The organism is Frigoribacterium endophyticum, assembly GCF_011759585.1.
Taxonomy (GTDB): Bacteria; Actinomycetota; Actinomycetes; order Actinomycetales; family Microbacteriaceae; genus Frigoribacterium; species Frigoribacterium endophyticum.
In genome coordinates this window covers 1,287,741-1,306,214 of sequence record NZ_JAAOYV010000002.1, presented here as the reverse complement: position 1 = coordinate 1,306,214, position 18,474 = coordinate 1,287,741, and the positions used below count along the sequence as shown (strand labels likewise).

Below are 18,474 nucleotides of genomic sequence, written 5' to 3'. Positions count from 1 at the left end.
GGAGGATGATTGTCAGGGCTTCGTGATGCTCCCGTGACGTGACGACGGCCGCGGCCCCGGAGGGGGTCGCGGCCGTCGGCGTGCGCGGGGTGGATCAGCGCGGGGCGGGGGTCTGGGAGGGCTGCCCCGGCTCGTCGCCGCCCGTGTCGGTCGGGGCCACGACGGTGATCGTGACGCCGGCGGAGGCGGCGCTCTGCAGCGAACCGCAGTTGGCCACGTACGAGACCGTGACGTTGCCCGGTGCGGTCGACTTGACCTGGACCTGGGTGACGTTGGTGCCCAGACCGCCGCTCGTGGCGCCGGCCGCGTCCGTGCCGGTGCCCTCGATCGTGTACGTGTAGCCCGTCAGCGAGTACCCCGAGGGGCAGTTCTGGTAGGGCTGCCACGAGACGGTCGCCGTCGTCGCACCGTCGGCGGGGACGGTGCTCGGAGTCGCGGTGGGCGCCGTCGGCTGCGTCGGCTGCGGCGCGGCGCGGTAGATCGAGAGCGTGATGGTGCTGCCCTTGGTCACGTTGCCGGTCGGGTTGAGGCTCGCGACGGTGCCGTCGGCGGCAGGGTCGGGTGCGGGCGTCGAGCTGTCCTGCGACAGGACGACGAGGCCCAGGTCCTCCAGCTGCGAGCGGGCGTCGCCCTCGGCCAGGCCGACGTAGTCGCTCGAGTCGACCTGCACCGTGGTGGGCGTCGCGCTCGGAGTGGGGGTCGGGGTCGTCGGCTCGGGGCTCGGCGTCGTCGAGGGGGCGCTCGACGTCGAGGGCGCGGGCTCCGGCTCGTCGCCGTTCAGGGCGAAGGCCGCGAGGGCGACCACGCCGGCCAGGACGAGGACGCCGAGGACGATCAGCGGCCAGAACCAGGGGCTGCGCTTCTTCTTCTCGTCGTCGTCGAGCTCGTCGCCGCGGAGGGCGTCGGGGTCGGCCGAGCCGGGCACGTAGGCCCCGGTCGCGGCGGCGCCGGCGGGCGCGAAGGCCCGCGTGCTGTCGTCCTGCGCGGAGAAGAGCTGGGTGGCGGCCTCGGCGCCGGCCGCGCCGGCGGCGACGCCGATGGCGGGGACGGCGACCGTGGCGGCCGCGACGTCGCCCCGGCGGAGCGCGCGGGCGGCCTGCGCCAGCGCCGACGCGGACGCGGGGCGGTCGGCCGGCTTCTTGGCGATGCAGGAGAGCACGAGGCGACGGACGGGCTCGGGCACGGAGGCCGGGAGGTCCGGCGGCTGCTCGTTGATCTGGGCCATGGCGATGGCGACCTGCGACTCGCCCGTGAAGGGGCGACGGCCGGCGAGGGCCTCGTAGGCGACGATGCCGAGCGAGTAGATGTCGGTGCTCGGCGACGCGGGGTGGCCGCTGGCCTGCTCGGGCGAGAGGTACTGCACTGTGCCCATGACCTGGCCGGTGGCCGTCAGCGGCACCTGGTCGGCGATGCGGGCGATGCCGAAGTCGGTGATCTTGACGCGACCGTCGGGCGTGACGAGCAGGTTGCCCGGCTTGATGTCGCGGTGCACGAGGCCCGCCGCGTGGGCGGCCTGGAGGGCCGACGCCGTCTGCGCGACGATGTCGAGCACCTTGTCGGTGGGGAGCACGCGGTCGCGCTCGAGCACCGTCGACATGGCCTCGCCGGGCACGAGCTCCATCACGAGGTAGGCGCTGCCCTCCTCCTCGCCGTAGTCGAAGACGTTCGCGATGCCCTCGTGGTTGACGAGGGCCGCGTGCCGCGCCTCGGCCCGGAAGCGCTCGAGGAACCCGGGGTCGCCCAGGTACTCGTCCTTCAGGATCTTGATCGCGACCGTGCGGCCGATGACGAGGTCGGTGGCTTCCCAGACCTCGCCCATGCCGCCGATGGCGACGCGGGTCGACAACTGGTATCGCCCACCGAAGGTGATTCCGCCGGAAGGTCTCATCTGTTCAGCACCGCCTCTAGTACTTTCTTCGCGATTGGTGACGCGACACTGTTGCCGAAGGCCGACTGGCCCTGTCCTCCGCCGTTCTCGACGACGACGGCCACCGCGACCTGGGGGTCGACCGCGGGGGCGAAGCCGGTGAACCAGAGCGTGTAGGGGTCGCCCGGGCCGTTCTCCGCCGTGCCGGTCTTGCCGGCCACGTCGACGCCACTGATTCTCGCATTGCTGGCGGCGCCGTCGGCGACGTCCTGCACCATCATGTCGGTCATCGTGGACGCGGTGTCGGCGCTGATCGGCTCGCCGTACTCGGTCGGCGAGAAGTCGCGCACCGGGCTCAGGTCGGGGTTCAGGACGCTCTCGACGAGGGTGGGGTCCATCTGCGTGCCGCCGTTGGCGATCGCCGCCGAGACCATGGCCATCTGGAGCGGCGTGACGCGGTCCGAGCCCTGACCGAACGACTGGAGCATGAGCGAGGCGTCGCTGATGGGGTCGCCGTCCTCGTCGGTGATCGGGAACTGGCTGGGGGTCACGGCCTGCGGGATGGCGATCGAGTCGTCGCCGAAGCCGAACGCCTCCGCCTGCTCCTGCAGGGCGTCGGCGCCGAGCTGCTGGCCGAGCTGGGCCATCGGGATGTTGCACGAGAGGCGCAGGGCCGTCGCCAGCGTCGCGGTCTCGCCGCCGCCGCAGCTGCCGCCCTCGGCGTTGTTGATGTTCGTCGAGGTGCCGGGCAGGGTCAGCGTTGCCGGGTTGGGGAACTCGCTGTCGGGCGTGTAGTCGCCGCTCTCGAGCGCCGCCGCGGTCGTGACGAGCTTGAACGTCGACCCGGGGGCGTAGAGGTCGCCCTGGATGGCCCGGTTCTGCAGCGGGTCGCCCGGGTCGGCCACGAGCTGGTCGTAGGAGGCCTTGACGGCGTCGCGGTCGTGGCTCGCGAGGAGGTTCGGGTCGTAGCTCTCCTTCGACACCATCGCGAGGATCGCGCCGGTCGAGGGGTCGACGGCGACGACCGCGCCCGAGTTGTCTCCCAGGGCGTCGTAGGCGGCCTGCTGCACGGCCGGGTCGATCGTGAGGTTGACCGTGGCGCCCTCAGGGTCCTGCCCCGTGAGCACGGAGTTGACCTGGTCGAAGAACTGGGCGTTCGCGTTGCCGGTGAGGTAGTCGTTCATGGAGTCCTCGATGCCCCGTGACCCCTGGCCCAGCGTGTAGTAGCCGGTGACGGGGGCGTACAGCTCGGCCGACGGGTAGGTGCGCTGGAACTCGTACACGTCGTCGACGGGCACGGACTGCGCGACCGGCTGGCCGTCGACGAGGATCGGCCCGCGCTGCGCCGAGTAGCTCGCGAGCAGCGTGCGGTAGTTGCGGCTGTCCGCCCGCAGCGAGTCGGCCTGGAAGGCCGTGATGTACGTGCTCGAGACGAGCAGCGCGACGAACATCGCCAGCACGACGAAGCTCACGCGTCTCAGTTCCTTGTTCATCAGCCGACCACCAGCCTCGGTTGGGAGCGCACCGAATCGGACAGGCGCAGCAGCAGGGCCACGATGATCCAGTTCGCCACGAGCGACGACCCGCCCGCCGCGAGGAAGGGCGCGGTGAGGCCGGTCAGGGGGATGACGCGGGTGACGCCGCCGAGGACGACGAAGACCTGCAGGGCGATGACGAACGAGACGCCGACGCCGAGCATGCGGCCGAAGTCGTCCTGGCCGACGAAGCCGATGCGGAAGCCGCGCGACACCAGCAGCATGTAGAGCGCGAGGATCGCGAAGATGCCGGCGAGCCCGAGCTCCTCGCCGAGGGCCGCGAAGATGTAGTCGCTCTCGGCCAGCGGGGTCGTCTGCGGGCGGCCCTGGCCGAGGCCGGTGCCGAGCAGGCCGCCGTTCGCGAAGCCGAACAGGCCGGTCACCAGCTGGAACGACCCGCCGTCGGCGTTGTACTCGACCGGGTCGAACGGGTTGAGCCAGGCGGCGAAGCGCCCCTGCACGTAGCCGAGGAAGGTGCTGGCGACGAGGGCCCCGCCGAGGAAGAGCGTGAGGCCGAGCACGATCCAGCTGGCGCGCCCCGTGCCGATGTAGATCATCACGAGGAACAGGCCGAAGTAGAGCAGCGAGGTGCCGAGGTCGCGCTGGAAGATCAGCACGCCCATCGCCACGAGCCAGACGATGAGGATCGGGCCGAGGTCCCGGGCGCGGGGGAACCGCATGCCGAGGATCTTCGGGCCCATCAGCGACAGGTTGTCGCGCGCGGTCACGAGGTAGCCGGCGAAGAAGACGGCGAGCGTGATCTTCGCGATCTCGCCGGGCTGGAACGAGAAGGGCCCGAGGTCGATCCAGACGCGGGCGTTGAGGCCCTCGCGGCCGATGCCCGGCACCAGCGGCAGGAGCAGCAGCACGATCGAGACGAACATCGCGATGTAGCGGTAGCGCGACAGCACGCGGTAGTTGCGGATGACGAGCAGCGCGACGAGGGCGATCGCCATCGCCATGGCCGTCCAGGCGATCTGCTTGATGCCGAGGGCGTCCCACCCGGCGACGCCGCGGGCCAGGTCGAGGCGGTAGATCTCGGCGATGCCGATGCCGTTCAGCGTCAGCGCGATCGGCATGATGAACGGGTCGGCCTCCCGGGCGACGACGCGCAGCACGAGGTGGAAGACCAGGGCCAGGCCGAGGATGCTCGAGCCCGACACGAGGACGCTCGGGTCGATCGCCCCCGCGGCCCCCAGCTGCACCAGCACGATCGCGCCGGCGCAGATGCCCGCCGCCGCGATGAGCATGAGCAGCTCGAGGTTGCGGAGCCGGGCCGGCTGGCGCAGGCGGATGGTGATGGCCTGGGTGAAGTTCTCCGGGGGAGCGGAGGCGGCGGACGACGTGACGGGCCCGCGGGAGCCTCCCGCGCCTCCTCGGGACTGGCCGATCAGCTCGGTCGACGCGTCGTCACTCGGCGGCATCGGTCAGCCTCTCGACGATGGCGCGCGCGTCGCTCAGCGAGTCTGCGTTGATCGTGTCGCGCACGGTCAGCTGCGTGTAGTTGGGGAGGTCGTCGACCTGGACGGGGGTCTCTTCGTAGACCTCGCTGAGGCTGATCGGGCCGAGGCTCTGCTGCACGCCCTTGTAGATGACGACGGTGCCCTCGCGCTCGCCCACGTAGTAGTGGTCTTGGGTCCACTGGTAGGCCAGCACGAGGCCGGCGGCCAGGGCCCCGACCGCGACGACGAGCGCGACCAGCCAGGTGACGCGACGCCGGCGACGCCGACGGCGGTCCTCGGCGATGAGCTCGGCGAGGTACTCGTCGCTCTCGGGCTCGAAGTGGCTGTCCTCCGGCGTGGTCGCGACCTTGAGCGGGTGCAGCAGGATGCTGGGCAGGCGCAGCGACTTGCGCCCGGCCTCGCCCTCGAAGGTCAGGGGCTCGGAGGCCGAGCCGACCGTGACGGCGGGCTCGACCGACGAGTCGCCCGACTCGTCGACGTCGACGATGACGACCGTGACGTTGTCGGGGGCGCCGTGGTCGAGCGTCTCCTTCACCAGGCGACGGCAGGTCTGCTCGGGGTCGAGGCCGGCCGCGAGGGCCTTCTTGATGCGGTCCTCCGCCAGGTAGCTGCTGAGGCCGTCGGAGCAGATCAGCCAGCGGTCGCCCGGCAGGGTGCCGAGGGTCGCGGTGTCGATCTCGGGCGCCGCGTCGACGTCGCCCAGCACGCGCATCAGGACGCTCCTGCGGGGGTGGACCGCCGCCTCCTCGGCAGTGATCCGGCCGCTGTCGACGAGGCGCTGCACGAAGGTGTGGTCGGCGGTGATCTGGCTGAGCTCGCCCTCGCGCCACAGGTAGATGCGCGAGTCGCCGATGTGCGCGACGGTCATGCTGTCGCCGACCCGCAGCAGAGCGCTGACGGTCGTGCCCATGCCCGTGAGCTCCTGGTGCTCGAAGACCGTCTCGGCGAGCAGCTGGTTGGCGGCGATCAGCGACGACTGCAGCGCGAACTCGGCGTCGCCGGGCGAGCTGTACTGCTTGTCGGTCTCGCGGATGCGGCGGATCGCGATCGCCGAGGCGACGTCGCCCCCCGCGTGCCCGCCCATGCCGTCGGCGACGACGAACAGCTGCGTGCCGGCGTAGCCGCTGTCCTGGTTGTTGGACCGGATCTTGCCCACGTGGGACAGAGCGGCGCTCTTGGGGTGCGTCACGGGCGCTACCGTCGCAGCTCGAAGCTCGTCTGCCCGATCGTCACGGTGGCGCCGACGGGCACCGGTGTGGGAACGGTCACTCGCTCGCCCGCGAGGAAGGTGCCGTTCGTGCTGTCGAGGTCCTGGACGACCCAGCGGCCGTTCCAGAGCATCAGACGGGCGTGGTGCGTGGAGGTGTAGTCGTCGCGGATCACGAGGGCGCTCTCCTGTGAGCGACCGATCGTGAGCGGGCCGTCGCCGAGCGGCATCTCGAGGCCGGCCTTCGCGCCCTTCGTGATGACCAGGCGGGAGGCGGGGCCGTCACCGGCGGGAGCGGGGCGACCCGCGCCTCCTGCCGGGGCCGGCGTCACCGGTGCTCGCGGAGCCGCGGGTGCCGGAGGCGCGGTGGCGGTCGACTGCGCCTGCCCCGACCCGCCGTCGGTGGGCAGCTTGCGCGCCCGCTGGCCGAAGAGGTCGGAGCGGAGGGCGAACACGATGGCGAAGACGAAGAGCCACAGCACGGCCAGGAAGCCGAAGCGGAGGGCGAGGAGGGTCAGCTCGCTGGTCATCGACGGGCCTCCCGGGAGTCGGGCCCGGCGAAGGGGTCGGGCGTCGAGGACAGGGGGAGCACGCGGAACACGATACGCGTACGACCGATCTCGATCGTGGAGTCGGGCAGCAGGGGCGACTTCTTCAGCGGCGACCCGTTGAGCTTCGAGCCGTTCGTCGACCCCAGGTCACGGACCTGTGCGTGCTGGCCGTCCCACAGGACCTCGACGTGCTGTCGGCTCGTGCCGGTGTCGCTCACCGTGATGTCGGCGTCGCTGCCGCGACCGATGACGGTGCGCTGGCCGACCAGCGGGTGGCGCACCCCGTCGATCTCTACGAAGGGCCGCCACTTGACCTCGCCGCGCACGCTGCTCGACTCGATCGACATGATGCCGACGCTGAGCGAGTCGTCCTCCTGCAGCCGCACGCTGAGCGGGCCGGCGAAGGCGTAGCCCTGCGCGGTCGCGTGGCGCTGGGTCAGCTGCGTGAGCTCGTCGATCAGGGTCGGGCCGATCGCCGACATCTTCGCGTGGTCGGTCGCCGACAGCCGGACGACGAGGTCGTTGGGCACCAGGATGCGGTCGCGGGAGACGACGGCGGCCTTCGTGTCGAGCTCACGGCGCAGGGCGTTCGTAATCTCCAGCGGCTGGACGCCCGAACGGAACGTCTTGGCGAAGGCGCCGTTGACGGCGCGCTCCAGCCCACGTTCGAAGTTGTCGAGCAGTCCCATGCGTCTCCAGGTCGGGGGTCACTGGTCGCCCGATCTTAGCCGGGTCGCGGGCGAGGTCGGTGTCGGCCAGCCTGGGGACGCTCATCGGGGCCCCTCCACCGTGCTAGAGTTGCTGAGTTCGCGCGAGTGGCGGAATTGGCAGACGCGCTGGCTTCAGGTGCCAGTGCTCGAAAGGGCGTGGGGGTTCAAGTCCCCCCTCGCGCACGAACACGAAAAGGCCTCCCAGTGGGAGGCCTTTTCTCGTTCTCAGTGCTTGTCGGCTGCGCCGCCGCCCCTGCGGCGCAGGGTCTGGACGCTTGTCGGCTGCGCCGCCGCCCCTGCGGCGCAGGGTCTGGACGGGGCCCGGCTCAGCCGAGGGGGCCCGCGAGGGAGGCGATGAGCAGGACGTGCTCCTGCATCCCGACTCTCTGGAGGGTCTCCGCCGACCGCGTCCCGCCGAGCGCCGGCAACGGGACGGAGCCGAGGCACTCGTCGGCCTCCGGGACGCCGACGAGTTCTCGGGCCTCGGGCCACGGGGCCCAGTCGAAGTAGTCCGGATCCTGCAGGAAGGACTCGTACGCCGCGATCACCACGAAGGTGTCGAGCGAGTTCGTCAGGATCCGTGACGTCCCGGACCGGAACTCCAGGACGTGCAGGTGCTCGCCGAGCCAGACGAAGAGATCACCGAGCGCCGACGAGAAGAGCGGCACGCCCTGGGCGAACCGAGGCGCGGCTTCGGCGAGCACGTCGACCCACTGGGCCGGGTCCACGATGCGCAGGTACCCCCCTGCCGTCTGTCCGAGGCCGTGTTCGCCCCAGAGCGCTGCGGCGCGCGCAGGGACCGTGCCGGAGAAGGTCTCGAGGCTGGATCGCGGGACCGGCGGTCCGGATCGGAAGGTCGCTTCGGTGGGAACGGGGATCATCCTCCCTGGGTCGCGCGCGAGCACTCCGCAGGCACGGGACCGAGGGCACCTCCAGCCTCGACCTCTCGCGACGTCGTGAGACAGTCCGCGAAGGTGGCGCTCGACGCCCCCGGTGTCCCTACGACGATGAGCGTGCCGTTCTCCTCGACCGTCGTGCTCGCGACCGAGAGCCGGGACAGCTCTCTTGCAGCGGGGTAGGCGCGAGCGGACAAGTAGGTGACTGGCCCGATCCGGGGCCACGAGCCCGGCCGGTGCAGCAGGTCGACGTGTGCGTCGACGAGCGCGGAGTCGAGGAGCTCGACGACGTCGGGATGCCAGACCCGGGCCAGCAAGAGCGATACGTCCGCGGCTACGTCGGCGAGGGGCCCGTAGACACGGCCGCCAGCGCCCCTGGCTTCCACTCGGAGCGTGACGCTGTTGCGGGGACGCCGAGGGTCGACCACCGTGCTCGCGGTCGAGAGGCTGAGCTGCGCGAACGGCTCGTCGGCGGAGTCGATGCCCAGAGTCACGAACTGCATCCGATGGCCCCGCGCGGACACGATCGCTCCCCGGTCGTCACGCTCGCGCGACGCGGTCACCAGCTCGGTGAGCTCGTCGCGTCCCGGAGGAACAGGGCCACCGTCGACGACGGACCAGGGGCCGGCGAAGACACCCCCGAGGCGCTCCAGGGCGTCCAGGGTCTGCCGGACGGAAGAAGCGACCACGGCAGGGTCGTCAGCCCTGGCGCCCCAGACGGCCCGCCAGAGCGGCCGGTTCTCCTGCCAGTTGTCCGCCAAGGACGCACTCGCCGTCACCCTGCCAGACCCGCTCGCGTCGGCGAGCGGGTGGGGCAGGGCCGTCGCCCGTGCCGTCACCACGGGCGCGGGCTAGATGCCGTCGACCGCGGCCTTGGCGCGCTGCATCGCGGTCTGGGCGGACTCGTCGTTCGACTGCAGGGAGGTGCGCAGCGTGTTGATGATCGTGCGCACCTCGGTGGCGACGCGGTTCCAGCGCTGCTCCTTGCCCGCGTACTCCTCGCTGGAGCCGTCGGCCTGGTAGTCCGCCATGGCGGTCTTCACGTCGGCGTCGCGCTGCGTGATGAGCGCCTCGAGGCGGCCCGCGACCGCGTTGAAGTTGTCCTGGGCGTTGCCCGATGCACCGAGGTCGAAGTCCCGGCGGTCCGTTGCGTTGGCCATCTGTCTCTCCCCTTAAGCCTGCGTGCCGAATCGGGCGGCCTCGAAGCCGGCGCCCGCCTGTGCCGACGTGGTCTCGTCGGCGATCTGCTGCTCGCCCTCGAGGAAGGCGCGGTTCTGGCCGGTGATGCCCGTGAGCACCGACGACAGGGCGGCGTTCAGCTCGACGGAGATGCCGTCGACCTCGCCCTTGAAACGGTCGAACGCGGCTCGGCCGGCACCGTTGAAGCGCCCCTCGAGCGGCTCGGCGGCGTCGGCGAGCTGGCGCACGAGGGCGCCGAGGTCGTCGCCGGCCCCGCTCGTCTTCTGGCTCAGCTGCGTGAGGGTCTCGCTCCCCATGGCGAACTTCATCATCGTCTTCTCCTGAACGTCGGACTGTGTCGACCTGGTGGTCGACTCATGAGGAAATCACGATATCGACCGGTCTGCCACCCGCTGGAGGGGTACATCTGCACGGTGCGTGGCCGTCGACAGATCGGTCTGCCCCCGTTCGCGGCCGCGGCGACCCTCCGACGCGGGGGGTCGACTAGCCTGGCACCCGACCACCGGCTCAGGGGACGCGGGCGGTCGCCCCGGGCCTCGTCGCCCGACCTCGTGTCGTCCCCGGGTCAGGAGGCGGCACGGTGGGAGCCCTCGTCGGCGCACGCAGCTGCGGCCGCTGCGGCGAACCGCTCGGCCAGGCGACCACGTGGTGCCACTGGTGCGGGGTCCGGATCGTCGCGGCCGCCCCGGGCAGCGCCGTCGGCACGTACTCGGGCCTGCTCGCCGGCGTGCAGACGGCCGCGCCGTCGCGTCGGCGCAGCGCCGTGGCGATCGACTGGGGCGTGCCGCTGGTGCTGCTGGCGGTGGCGGTCGTCGGCGTCGTGGCCGGCGCCTCCTCCGCTCCCTCGGCCTCGGCGACGAGCCCCGACGGCCCCCTCGTGCCGCTCGGGCTGCAGATCGCCGCCGCGGCGCTCGCCGTCGCGGTCGTCGCCCTCGACGTGGTGCTCTTCGTCGGCCGGGGCCGGTCGCTCGGCCGCCTCGCCCTCCGCCTCCGCACCGTCGACGACCTCACGGGCCGCCCGCCGGCGGTGCTCCGCGTCGACCGCCGGGGCCGGTTCTCGGTGCGACGACAGACCGTCACGGTCGACCTGCGCCGCGGTCGCGACCCGCTCACCTCGTCGTCGCCGGTCGTCCGCCGGCCCGTGCTCGCGCCTCCGGAGACCCCGACCGGGCCCGCCAGGGCCGTCGACCCGGCGGAGTCGTCGTGGCGGCCCGACGAGGCCACCTTCGGCCGCACCGGCTCGGGGCGCCCGGCGCCCACCGCCGCGTCGGTCGTGCTCGTGCTCGACAGCGGCGAACGGCTCGACCTCGAGTCGACGCTCGTCATCGGCCGGGCCCCGACGCTCCGCGACGGCGACGAGCACCCCGTGTTCGCCTGGGCCGACCTCGGCCGCAGCCTGACGAAGACCCACGCGCTGCTCGAGTGGCAGGGCTCCGTGCTCTGGGTCACCGACCTCGGCTCGACGAACGGCTCGTCGCTCGTCGCCCCCGACGGCACGCGCCAGCCGCTCGTCCCCGGCCTCCGCGGCCCCGCCGCGCCCGGCTGGACCATCGAGCTCGGCGAGCGGACCCTCGCCGTGCAGCCCTCCGGCGTCGTCGACGACCAGCGGGCGCCCGCGCCCGTGACCGGCCCCGTCGGCGTCGCGAGCGGTGCCGGCGACCCGGCCCGCGACTCCCGCACGGCTCCGGACCCCCGCCAGGCCCCCGACCCCCGAGGAGAGGTGCACCGTGAGCGGTGACCGCGACGTCGTCCTGCTCGAGACCGTCAAGACCCACCGGGCGCGACTGGTCTCGGCCCTGCTCTTCGGCGAGCTCGACGAGCGCCGCGTCGTCACCGACAACGTGCGCCGCCTCGTCGTCAGCCTCGTCATCGCCGCCGTGGCCTGCGCGGGCTGCGCCGGCACCTCGTTCGTGCTCTCGGTGCTCGCCGACCAGGAGGCCGCGAAGGTGCAGCAGCAGCAGTCGCAGCAGGTCGGCACGGGCGGCTCCGGAGGCGCGGTGCCGGCCACCGACGCCCCCTCCGCCCCGCAGACCGGCGACGCCGACCCCAGCCCCACGCCGACCACGGAGCCCCGATGACCGACTACACCCGCCTGACCATCGTCGGATCGACGCGCAAGGCCGAGCTCGTGGTGCCGGCCGACGAGCCGATCGGCGGGCTGATCCCGCGCCTGATGGAGCTGCTCGACGAGCGCCCCGGAGCGGTCTCGCGGCCCCTGACGCTCGTGCGCTCGACCGGCGAGCAGCTCGACACCTCGCTCTCGGTCGCCGAGCAGCGCGTCGTCGACGGCGAGCTGCTGCGCCTGCTCCGCGAGGACGCCGCGCCGCCGCCGCCCGAGGTCGCCGACGTCACCGACGTGCTCGCCGAGTCGCTGGCGTCGCGGCCCGGCCTCTGGAGCCGTCGTTCACGCACCGCCACGGCCGCCGTCTCGGTCGGCCTCCTCTCGGCCGTGCTCGCGACGGTGGCCACCCGGCTCGACGAGGTCGAGCCGCTCGCGTCGATCGGCGGCACCTGGCTGCTCGGCGTGCTGGTCGCGGTGGTCGCCGGCCGCGTCGGCGGCCGCTGGCTCGCCACGGCCGCCACGGCGGTGTCGCTGGGGGTCTCGGTGCCGCTGGCGGTCGTGCTCGTGGCGACCGACGCCTCCGGCCTGCTCGTGCCCGCGGTCGACCTGCCGCTGATCGCCCTCGTGCTCGTCTGGGCCGCCCTGGGGCTCGGCGCCGGCGCCGGCCTCGGCCTCCGCACGGCGTGGTGGGGAGCGGTGCTCGGCGTCGTGCTCGCGGCCGTGCCGGTCGCCCTGCGCCTGCTCGGCGTCGACGACCCGGGCGCGGTCGGCGTCGGTGCGGTGCTCGCGGTCGTCGTCTGCGGCCTGCTGCCCTGGTACGCGATGAGCGCCTCCGGCCTCACCGGCCTCGACGACCAGGTCGTCGACGGCCGCCGCGGCCGCCGCGACGAGGTGCTCGTCACCGTCACGGACGCCTACCGCACCCTCACCTGGGCCACCTTCGCCGTGGCCGGGCCGATCGCGGTCACCGCCGTCGCCCTGGTCGGGGCGGACGACCTGTGGCAGGTCGGCCTCGGAGTCGCGGTCGTGCTCGTCGTCGCCGCCCGCACCCGGGCCCTGCCGATCGCCGTGCAGGGCTGGGCGCTGTGGGGCGCCGCCCTCGTCGGCCTGCTCGGCGGCGCGCTGGCGCAGGCCCTGGCGCCCACCTGGCTGCTCGTCGTCGTGCTCGCCGCGGGCGTCGTCGTCGCCGTCGTCGCCGGGGCGGTCGACCCCGTCGCGCACCAGCGGGCCTCGCTCCGCCGGTTCGGCAACACCGTCGAGGCGCTCAGCGTCGTCGCGCTGCTGCCGGTGCTCGTCGGCGTCTTCGGGTTCTACGCCGAGCTGCTGGCGGCGTTCTCGTGACGGCCTTCGACGCGTTCGTCCGCTCGGCGCCGCTCGCCCTGGTCGGCAGCGTCTCGGCCCGCGTGCACGAGCTGAGCCGCGTCGACGAGGTGCTGCGCCGACCGATGCCCGTGTCGCGCCGCATCGGCGTCGTCCAGGCGCGCGGCGGGGCGGGCGCGAGCACCACCGCCGGCTACGTCGCGGCCCTCCTCGCCCGCCGCCGCCCGGGCCTCGTGCTCGGCGTCGACGCCTCCCGGGGCACCCGCGACATGCTCTGGCACGCCGGGGTGCCCGCCGGCGCCGGAGCGACGCCCAGCAGCCGACGCCGCACGGCCCGGCGCTCCGCCGACGCCGTCGACGGGCTGCCGCGCACCCCGTCGGGCCTCTGGGCCCTCGACCTCGACCCCCGCGACGAGTCGCGCGCGGTCGCGCCCGCCGCGGCGTGGTTCGACGAGGTCACCCCGATCAGCCGCTTCTTCGAGCTCGTCGTCACCGACTGGGGCGTCCGCGACTGGCGGGCCGACCTCGGCGAGGTGGTGTCGGCCAGCCGGACCGTCTGCGTCGTGGCGCGGGCCGACCGCCACGCGGCCGAGGAGGCCGCCGCCCTGGTGCCGGCCATCAAGGACCACCCCGACCGGCCGGACGTCGTCATCGCCCTCGTCGACGTCGGCGGTGCGGGCCGCGCGGCGCCCACCACGGTCGGCGACGACCCGACGGTGCCGGTCGTGCGCATCCCCCACGACCCGCGCCGGGGCTCGTCACGCCCGGTCGGGAGCGCGGCCCTCGGCACGCGCACCCGCATCGCGTACGCCCGGCTCGCCGCGGCGCTGATGCCCGACGGGGCCGCGGTCGTGGGCGCCCCGGGGTCCGGTCGCCCCGGCGGCGGCCCGACCCGCGCCTCCGGCGCTCGCCCCGACCTCGGGGCCGCCCCCGACGCCGACCGCTCGGCCGGCTCCGAGCGACGCAGCGCTCGCCGGGCCGCCGACGCCGACGCCGCCGCCGACCCCGCGGCCGCCCCGGTCGCCCCGCGCCGACAGGAGGGACGACGATGACCGTCCGGCTCGTCCACCGCCCGACCCGCATCACCCGCCCGGTGCAGCCCGCCGAGCACGAGGACGTCACCCCGCCGCCGCAGCTCGCCGACGGCAAGGTCGGCGGCGTGCCCGTCCAGGCCCTGCTGCCCGTCGTCGGCGCCCTCTCGTCGGTCGTGATGATCGTGGTCTACCGGGGCAGCTCGAACCCGCTCTTCCTGCTCGTCGGCGGCGTGCTGCTCATCGTGGCGCTGATCGGCGGCCTCGCGGTCACCCTGAGCCAGCGCGGCAACGCCGTGCGCCAGCGCCGGGTGCAGCGCGAGCGCTACCTCGACTTCCTCGAGCGGCTGCGCAGCCGGATGCGCACCAAGGCCCGCGCCGTCCGCGCGACCGCCGCCGTGCTCGATCCCGAGCCCGCCGCGCTGCTCGAGCTCGTCCGCGACCCGGCCCGCCTCTGGGAGCGCCGACGCCAGCACGACGACTTCCTCTCCGTCCGCATCGGCGAGGGCGACCTCGCCTGGTTCCCGATGTCGGTGCCGGAGGACCCGAACCCGGTGCAGCCCTTCGACCCGATCATGGTCAGCGAGGCCCAGTCGGTCGTCGACCACCTCTCGACGGTGCGGGGCATGCCCATCACCGTCGACCTCGACCGGGCCGGCTCCGTCGCCGTGCTCGGCGACCGCGAGGGGGCGCTCCGCGTGGCCCGCTCGATGATCCTGCAGCTCGCCGCCCTGCACTCGCCCGACGACGTGCACGTCGCCGCGGCCTTCCCCGAGGGCGCCGCGGCCGACTGGCGCGGCGTCGACCTCCTGCCGCACGCGGTCGACGACGCCCTCCTCGACGGGCCGGTGCCGGCGCGGCGCGTCGCGAGCAGCGCCTCCGCGCTGCTCTCCGTCATCGGCGGCGAGCTGGGCGACCGCGCGCAGGAGGCGGCGACCACGAAGCGCTCGATCGGCACGACCGCGCGCACCGAGGGGTCGCGCCTCGTGGTGTTCGTCGACGACTGGGGGCACGTCGCCTCGAGCATCCCGGTGCCCGACGCCGACCTGTCGCTCACCGACCTCGGGGTGACGACGGTGCACCTGCTCAGCGACCGCCTCCACGAGCCCTCCGACGTGACGCTGCGCATAACCGTCGAGGGCGACCAGGCCGTCGTGACCGACGCGCGGATCGAGGACGACGGCCAGGTGCGCGTGCAGACCGCCACGGTCGACGCCACCACCCCGCAGCTCTTCGAGGCGGTCGCCCGCACCCTGACGCCGCTGCGGCTCAGCCTCAGCCGGCAGGACGAGGTCGACTCGGCCCGCTCGATCGGCGTCACCGAGCTGCTCGGCATCGACGACATCACGACCCTCACGCCCGCCTCGGCCTGGACGCCGCGCTCGCCGCGCGACTTCCTCCGCGTGCCGATCGGCCTCGACGACTTCGGCGCCCCGGTGCTGCTCGACCTCAAGGAGTCGGCGCAGCTCGGCATGGGCCCGCACGGCATCTGCATCGGCGCGACCGGGTCGGGCAAGAGCGAGCTGCTCCGCACGCTCGTGCTCGGCCTCGCGCTCTCGCACTCGCCCGAGGACCTCAGCATGGTGCTCGTCGACTACAAGGGAGGCGCGGCGTTCGCGCCGTTCCAGGGCCTGCCCCACGTCGCGGGCCTGATCGACAACCTCGCCGACGACGCCCAGCTCACCGAGCGTGCCCGCGTCAGCATCCAGGGCGAGGTCGTGCGTCGGCAGGAGCAGCTGCGCGACGCGGGCGGCGCCGCCTCGATCAGCCACTACCGCGAGATGCGCGCCGAGCGGCCCGAGCTGCCGCCGATGCCGCACCTCTTCGTCGTCATCGACGAGTTCGGCGAGCTGCTCACCGCCGAGCCCGAGTTCGTCGACCTGCTGCTCACGATCGGCCGCATCGGCCGCTCCATCGGCGTGCACCTGCTGCTGTCGAGCCAGCGCATCGAGGCCGGCAAGCTGCGCGGCCTCGACACGTACCTCTCGTACCGGATCGGCCTCCGCACCTTCTCCGAGGCCGAGAGCTCGATCGTGCTCGACCGGCCCGACGCCTTCCACCTGCCCGCCGTGCCCGGCTACGGGTACCTCAAGGTCGACACCTCGGTGTACCGGCGGTTCCGGGCCGGGTTCGTCTCCGGCCCGCTGCCGACCGAGGCGGCGCGCGCCCTCTCGACGGCCGACGTGCGGCCCGTGCCGCTGCTGCTGCCGACCTACAACGGCATCGGCTCGACCGACGACGACGACCGCGAGGAGGAGCTGAAGCGCCCCGACGTCGGCCGCGCCGTCATCGACGAGGCCGTCGACCGCCTGATGGCGGGGCCGGCCGCCGTCGACCCGGTCTGGCTGCCCCCGCTGCCGCCGCGCCTCGCGCTCTCGCGCGTGGTCGGCGAGCCCGGGGCGGGCGGCCTGAGCGTGCCGATGGGCCTGCTCGACGACCCGGTGCACCAGCGGCAGGACCCGTGGCTGCTCGACCTGTCGCGCGCCGGCGGCCACGTCGCCGTGATCGGGGCGCCGCAGACCGGGCGCAGCACCTTCCTCCGCACGATGGTCGCCTCGATCGCCCTCACGCACACGCCCCGCGAGGTGACCGTCTACGGCATGGACCTCACCGGGGGCGGCCTGTCGCGCATCGAGGGGTTCCCCCACGTCGGCGGAGTCGCCACCCGCGCCAGCAAGGACCGCCTGCTGCGCCTGCTCGAGGAGCTCGCCGCGATGCTCGTCGTGCGCGAGCGCGTCTTCCGCGACCACGGCATCGACTCGCTCGCCATGCTGCGCCGCGTGCACGCCGCCGGGGAGGTGCCCGAGCTGATCTCGGCCGACGTCGTGCTCGTCGTCGACGGCACCGGCCAGCTGCGCAGCGACTTCGTCGAGCTCGAGGGGCCCTTCGGCGAGCTGCTGCAGCGCGGCGGCAGCTACGGGCTGCACGTCGTGCTCGGCATGACCCGCTGGAACGAGCTGCGCATGGCCCAGCAGCCGCTGGTCGGCACCCGGGTGGAGCTGCGGCTCAACGACCCCGCCGACTCGGTGATCGGACGGAAGCTCGCGCAGACCATCCGCTCCGACCAGCCGGGGCGGGTGCTGACCGACGACCACCTGTTCGCGCAGGTCGCGCTGCCGGTGCTCGACGACACGGACGACGACGACATCGGGGTGGCGCTCGAGGCCCTCGCCCGCCGCTCGGCGACGAGCTGGAACGGCCCGGCCGCGGCGCCCATCCGCCTCCTGCCCACCGAGCTGTCGCCCGACGAGCTGCCCGACGCGCTCGACGAGCGGGTCGCCGTGCCCTTCGGCCTGCGCCAGGACACGATGCAGCCCGTGCTGCTCGACCCCTCGGTCGACCAGCACCTGCTCGTCTTCGGCGACTCGCGGGCGGGCAAGTCGACGCTGCTGCGCGGCCTCGTGCGCGGCTTCGTCGACCGGGCCTCGCCCGACGAGCTCGTCGTCGCCCTGATGGACCTCCGCGGCGACCTCGTCGCCGAGGTGCCCGACGACTACCTCGGCGGCCACGCCTCGACGTCGACGGACGCCCGGGCGCTCGCGACGGCGGTGGCGGGCGAGCTCGCGAAGCGCCAGGCCGGCGACCGCGACTCGGGCCCGCGCATCGTCGTGGTGATCGACGACTACGACATCGTGGCGTCGGGCGGCACCGAGCCGCTGGCGCCGCTGCTGCCGTACCTGCCGTCGGCCCGTGACCTGCGGCTGCACGTGCTGCTGAGCCGCCCGGTGGCCGGGTCGGCCCGGGCGATGTACGACCCGGCGCTGCAGACTCTGCGCGACACGGGCGGCTCGTCGTTCGTGATGTCGGGGGAGCGGAGCGAGGGGCAGATCCTGCCGCAGGTGTACGCCGAGCAGATGACGGCGGGGCGCGGGCGCCTCGTGCGGCGCGGGCAGGCGCCGCGCATCGTGCAGGTGGCGCAGTTCGAGGCCGGGCCGGTCGCGGGTGCGGCGGGTGCCGCAGGTGGCGGCGCGGCCGCCGGGGGCGCGTCGTGAGCGGGCGGCGCGTCGTCGTCGCGGGCACCGCGGGGGGAGTCGGCACCACGACGGTGACCGCGCTCCTGTTCACGAAGCTCAGCGACCGCTCGGTGCCCCGTCTCGTCGACCACACCGGGGGCGACCTCGGCGCCCGGCTGACCGGCGGAGACGACGCGGGCACGGTCGACTCGTCGTTGACGCTGCACGACCTCGGCCCGCACGCCGACGGTGCCCTGCTCGACCTGCTCGCCGACCACGACGTGTTCGGGGTCGTCGTCGCGCCGACGACGAGCGCGGGCACCGCCGACGCGCGGCGCGTGCTGGAGGCGGTGCGCGAGCGCCACGGGAGCGGCGGCCTCCGTCGCGTGCTCGTCGTGGTCGTCGGGGTCTTCGGGCAGCACCGCACGGCCCGCGCCGAGGAGTCGCTGCAGAACGAGTTCGGCCGCCGCTCGCTGGTGGTCATCCCGCGCGATCCGGCGCTCGCCGCGGGCGGCCGTGTGCCGCTGAACCGCGTGACGGGCGAGTCGCGGCGCGCCCAGGACACGCTGGCGTCGTATCTCCGCGAGCGTCTGACGAGCCACGGGGGAGGCGCGGGCTGAGCGGTCGGGACCGCCCGCCCGGGCGCGGTGCCGGCCACGGTCGGTGCGGCGCGCTCCCG

The 18,474-nt window shown here is 73.8% G+C and carries 16 protein-coding genes and 1 tRNA gene; 7 read left to right on the top strand and 10 right to left on the bottom strand.

Annotated features, from left to right (window positions below; genetic code table 11):
* Positions 1-94: 94 nt before the first annotated feature.
* The 6 genes from FHR77_RS13555 to FHR77_RS13530 are packed head-to-tail and all read right to left on the bottom strand — an operon-like array spanning position 95 to position 7,312.
* Positions 95-1,888, bottom strand: a complete 1,794-nt coding sequence (locus FHR77_RS13555; RefSeq protein WP_167260934.1) for a protein kinase domain-containing protein — start codon at positions 1,886-1,888, stop codon at positions 95-97.
* Positions 1,885-3,360, bottom strand: coding sequence for a peptidoglycan D,D-transpeptidase FtsI family protein (locus FHR77_RS13550; RefSeq protein ID WP_167260932.1), 1,476 nt, complete (start codon positions 3,358-3,360; stop codon positions 1,885-1,887). Before FHR77_RS13550 ends, FHR77_RS13555 begins: the two co-directional genes overlap by 4 nt.
* Positions 3,360-4,826: an FtsW/RodA/SpoVE family cell cycle protein gene (locus FHR77_RS13545; RefSeq protein WP_167260930.1), complete on the bottom strand. Its 1,467-nt coding sequence runs from the start codon at positions 4,824-4,826 to the stop codon at positions 3,360-3,362. Before FHR77_RS13545 ends, FHR77_RS13550 begins: the two co-directional genes overlap by 1 nt.
* A complete protein-coding gene (locus tag FHR77_RS13540; RefSeq protein WP_167260928.1) occupies positions 4,813-6,054 on the bottom strand; it encodes a protein phosphatase 2C domain-containing protein in 1,242 nt (413 codons plus the stop codon). Before FHR77_RS13540 ends, FHR77_RS13545 begins: the two co-directional genes overlap by 14 nt.
* A 5-nt stretch (positions 6,055-6,059) precedes the next feature.
* Entirely contained in the window at positions 6,060-6,602 is a 543-nt protein-coding gene (locus FHR77_RS13535; RefSeq protein WP_167260926.1) for an FHA domain-containing protein FhaB/FipA, read from the bottom strand.
* A complete protein-coding gene (locus FHR77_RS13530; RefSeq protein ID WP_167260924.1) occupies positions 6,599-7,312 on the bottom strand; it encodes an FhaA domain-containing protein in 714 nt (237 codons plus the stop codon). Before FHR77_RS13530 ends, FHR77_RS13535 begins: the two co-directional genes overlap by 4 nt.
* A 120-nt stretch (positions 7,313-7,432) precedes the next feature.
* Between FHR77_RS13530 and FHR77_RS13525 the strand changes: the two genes are divergently transcribed.
* Positions 7,433-7,516: transfer RNA gene (locus tag FHR77_RS13525), tRNA-Leu, on the top strand.
* A gap of 143 nt (positions 7,517-7,659) precedes the next feature.
* Here FHR77_RS13525 and FHR77_RS13520 read toward each other — a convergent pair.
* From FHR77_RS13520 to FHR77_RS13505, 4 genes are read right to left on the bottom strand one after another with little or no spacing between them, the layout of a single operon-like run.
* On the bottom strand, positions 7,660-8,214 hold the full coding sequence (locus tag FHR77_RS13520) for a T6SS immunity protein Tdi1 domain-containing protein (protein WP_167260922.1): 555 nt from the start codon (positions 8,212-8,214) through the stop codon (positions 7,660-7,662).
* On the bottom strand, positions 8,211-9,071 hold the full coding sequence (locus FHR77_RS13515) for a hypothetical protein (protein WP_167260920.1): 861 nt from the start codon (positions 9,069-9,071) through the stop codon (positions 8,211-8,213). The genes FHR77_RS13520 and FHR77_RS13515 overlap by 4 nt, the downstream gene beginning before the upstream one ends.
* 9 nt (positions 9,072-9,080) lie before the next feature.
* Complete coding sequence (locus FHR77_RS13510) at positions 9,081-9,389, bottom strand: pore-forming ESAT-6 family protein (RefSeq protein ID WP_167260918.1); 309 nt, start codon at positions 9,387-9,389, stop codon at positions 9,081-9,083.
* Positions 9,390-9,401: 12 nt separating this feature from the next.
* On the bottom strand, positions 9,402-9,740 hold the full coding sequence (locus FHR77_RS13505) for a hypothetical protein (protein ID WP_307803216.1): 339 nt from the start codon (positions 9,738-9,740) through the stop codon (positions 9,402-9,404).
* 269 nt (positions 9,741-10,009) lie between these two features.
* On the opposite strand from FHR77_RS13505, the gene FHR77_RS13500 reads away from it, so the two are divergent.
* Genes FHR77_RS13500 through FHR77_RS13475 form a run of 6 tightly spaced genes read left to right on the top strand, consistent with a single transcriptional unit; the run spans position 10,010 to position 18,415 of the window.
* Complete coding sequence (locus FHR77_RS13500) at positions 10,010-11,167, top strand: FHA domain-containing protein (protein WP_167260916.1); 1,158 nt, start codon at positions 10,010-10,012, stop codon at positions 11,165-11,167.
* Positions 11,157-11,507, top strand: a complete 351-nt coding sequence (locus FHR77_RS13495; protein WP_167260914.1) for a hypothetical protein — start codon at positions 11,157-11,159, stop codon at positions 11,505-11,507. The genes FHR77_RS13500 and FHR77_RS13495 overlap by 11 nt, the downstream gene beginning before the upstream one ends.
* The gene (locus tag FHR77_RS13490) at positions 11,504-12,832 is read left to right on the top strand and encodes an EsaB/YukD family protein (protein WP_167260912.1); all 1,329 of its coding nucleotides are present in this window, start codon (positions 11,504-11,506) and stop codon (positions 12,830-12,832) included. The genes FHR77_RS13495 and FHR77_RS13490 overlap by 4 nt, the downstream gene beginning before the upstream one ends.
* Positions 12,829-13,863: a P-loop NTPase family protein gene (locus FHR77_RS13485; RefSeq protein ID WP_167260910.1), complete on the top strand. Its 1,035-nt coding sequence runs from the start codon at positions 12,829-12,831 to the stop codon at positions 13,861-13,863. The genes FHR77_RS13490 and FHR77_RS13485 overlap by 4 nt, the downstream gene beginning before the upstream one ends.
* Complete coding sequence (gene eccCa / locus FHR77_RS13480; protein ID WP_167260908.1) at positions 13,860-17,834, top strand: type VII secretion protein EccCa; 3,975 nt, start codon at positions 13,860-13,862, stop codon at positions 17,832-17,834. The genes FHR77_RS13485 and eccCa overlap by 4 nt, the downstream gene beginning before the upstream one ends.
* A complete protein-coding gene (locus tag FHR77_RS13475; protein ID WP_167260906.1) occupies positions 17,831-18,415 on the top strand; it encodes a hypothetical protein in 585 nt (194 codons plus the stop codon). Before eccCa ends, FHR77_RS13475 begins: the two co-directional genes overlap by 4 nt.
* The last annotated feature ends 59 nt before the right edge of the window (positions 18,416-18,474 follow it).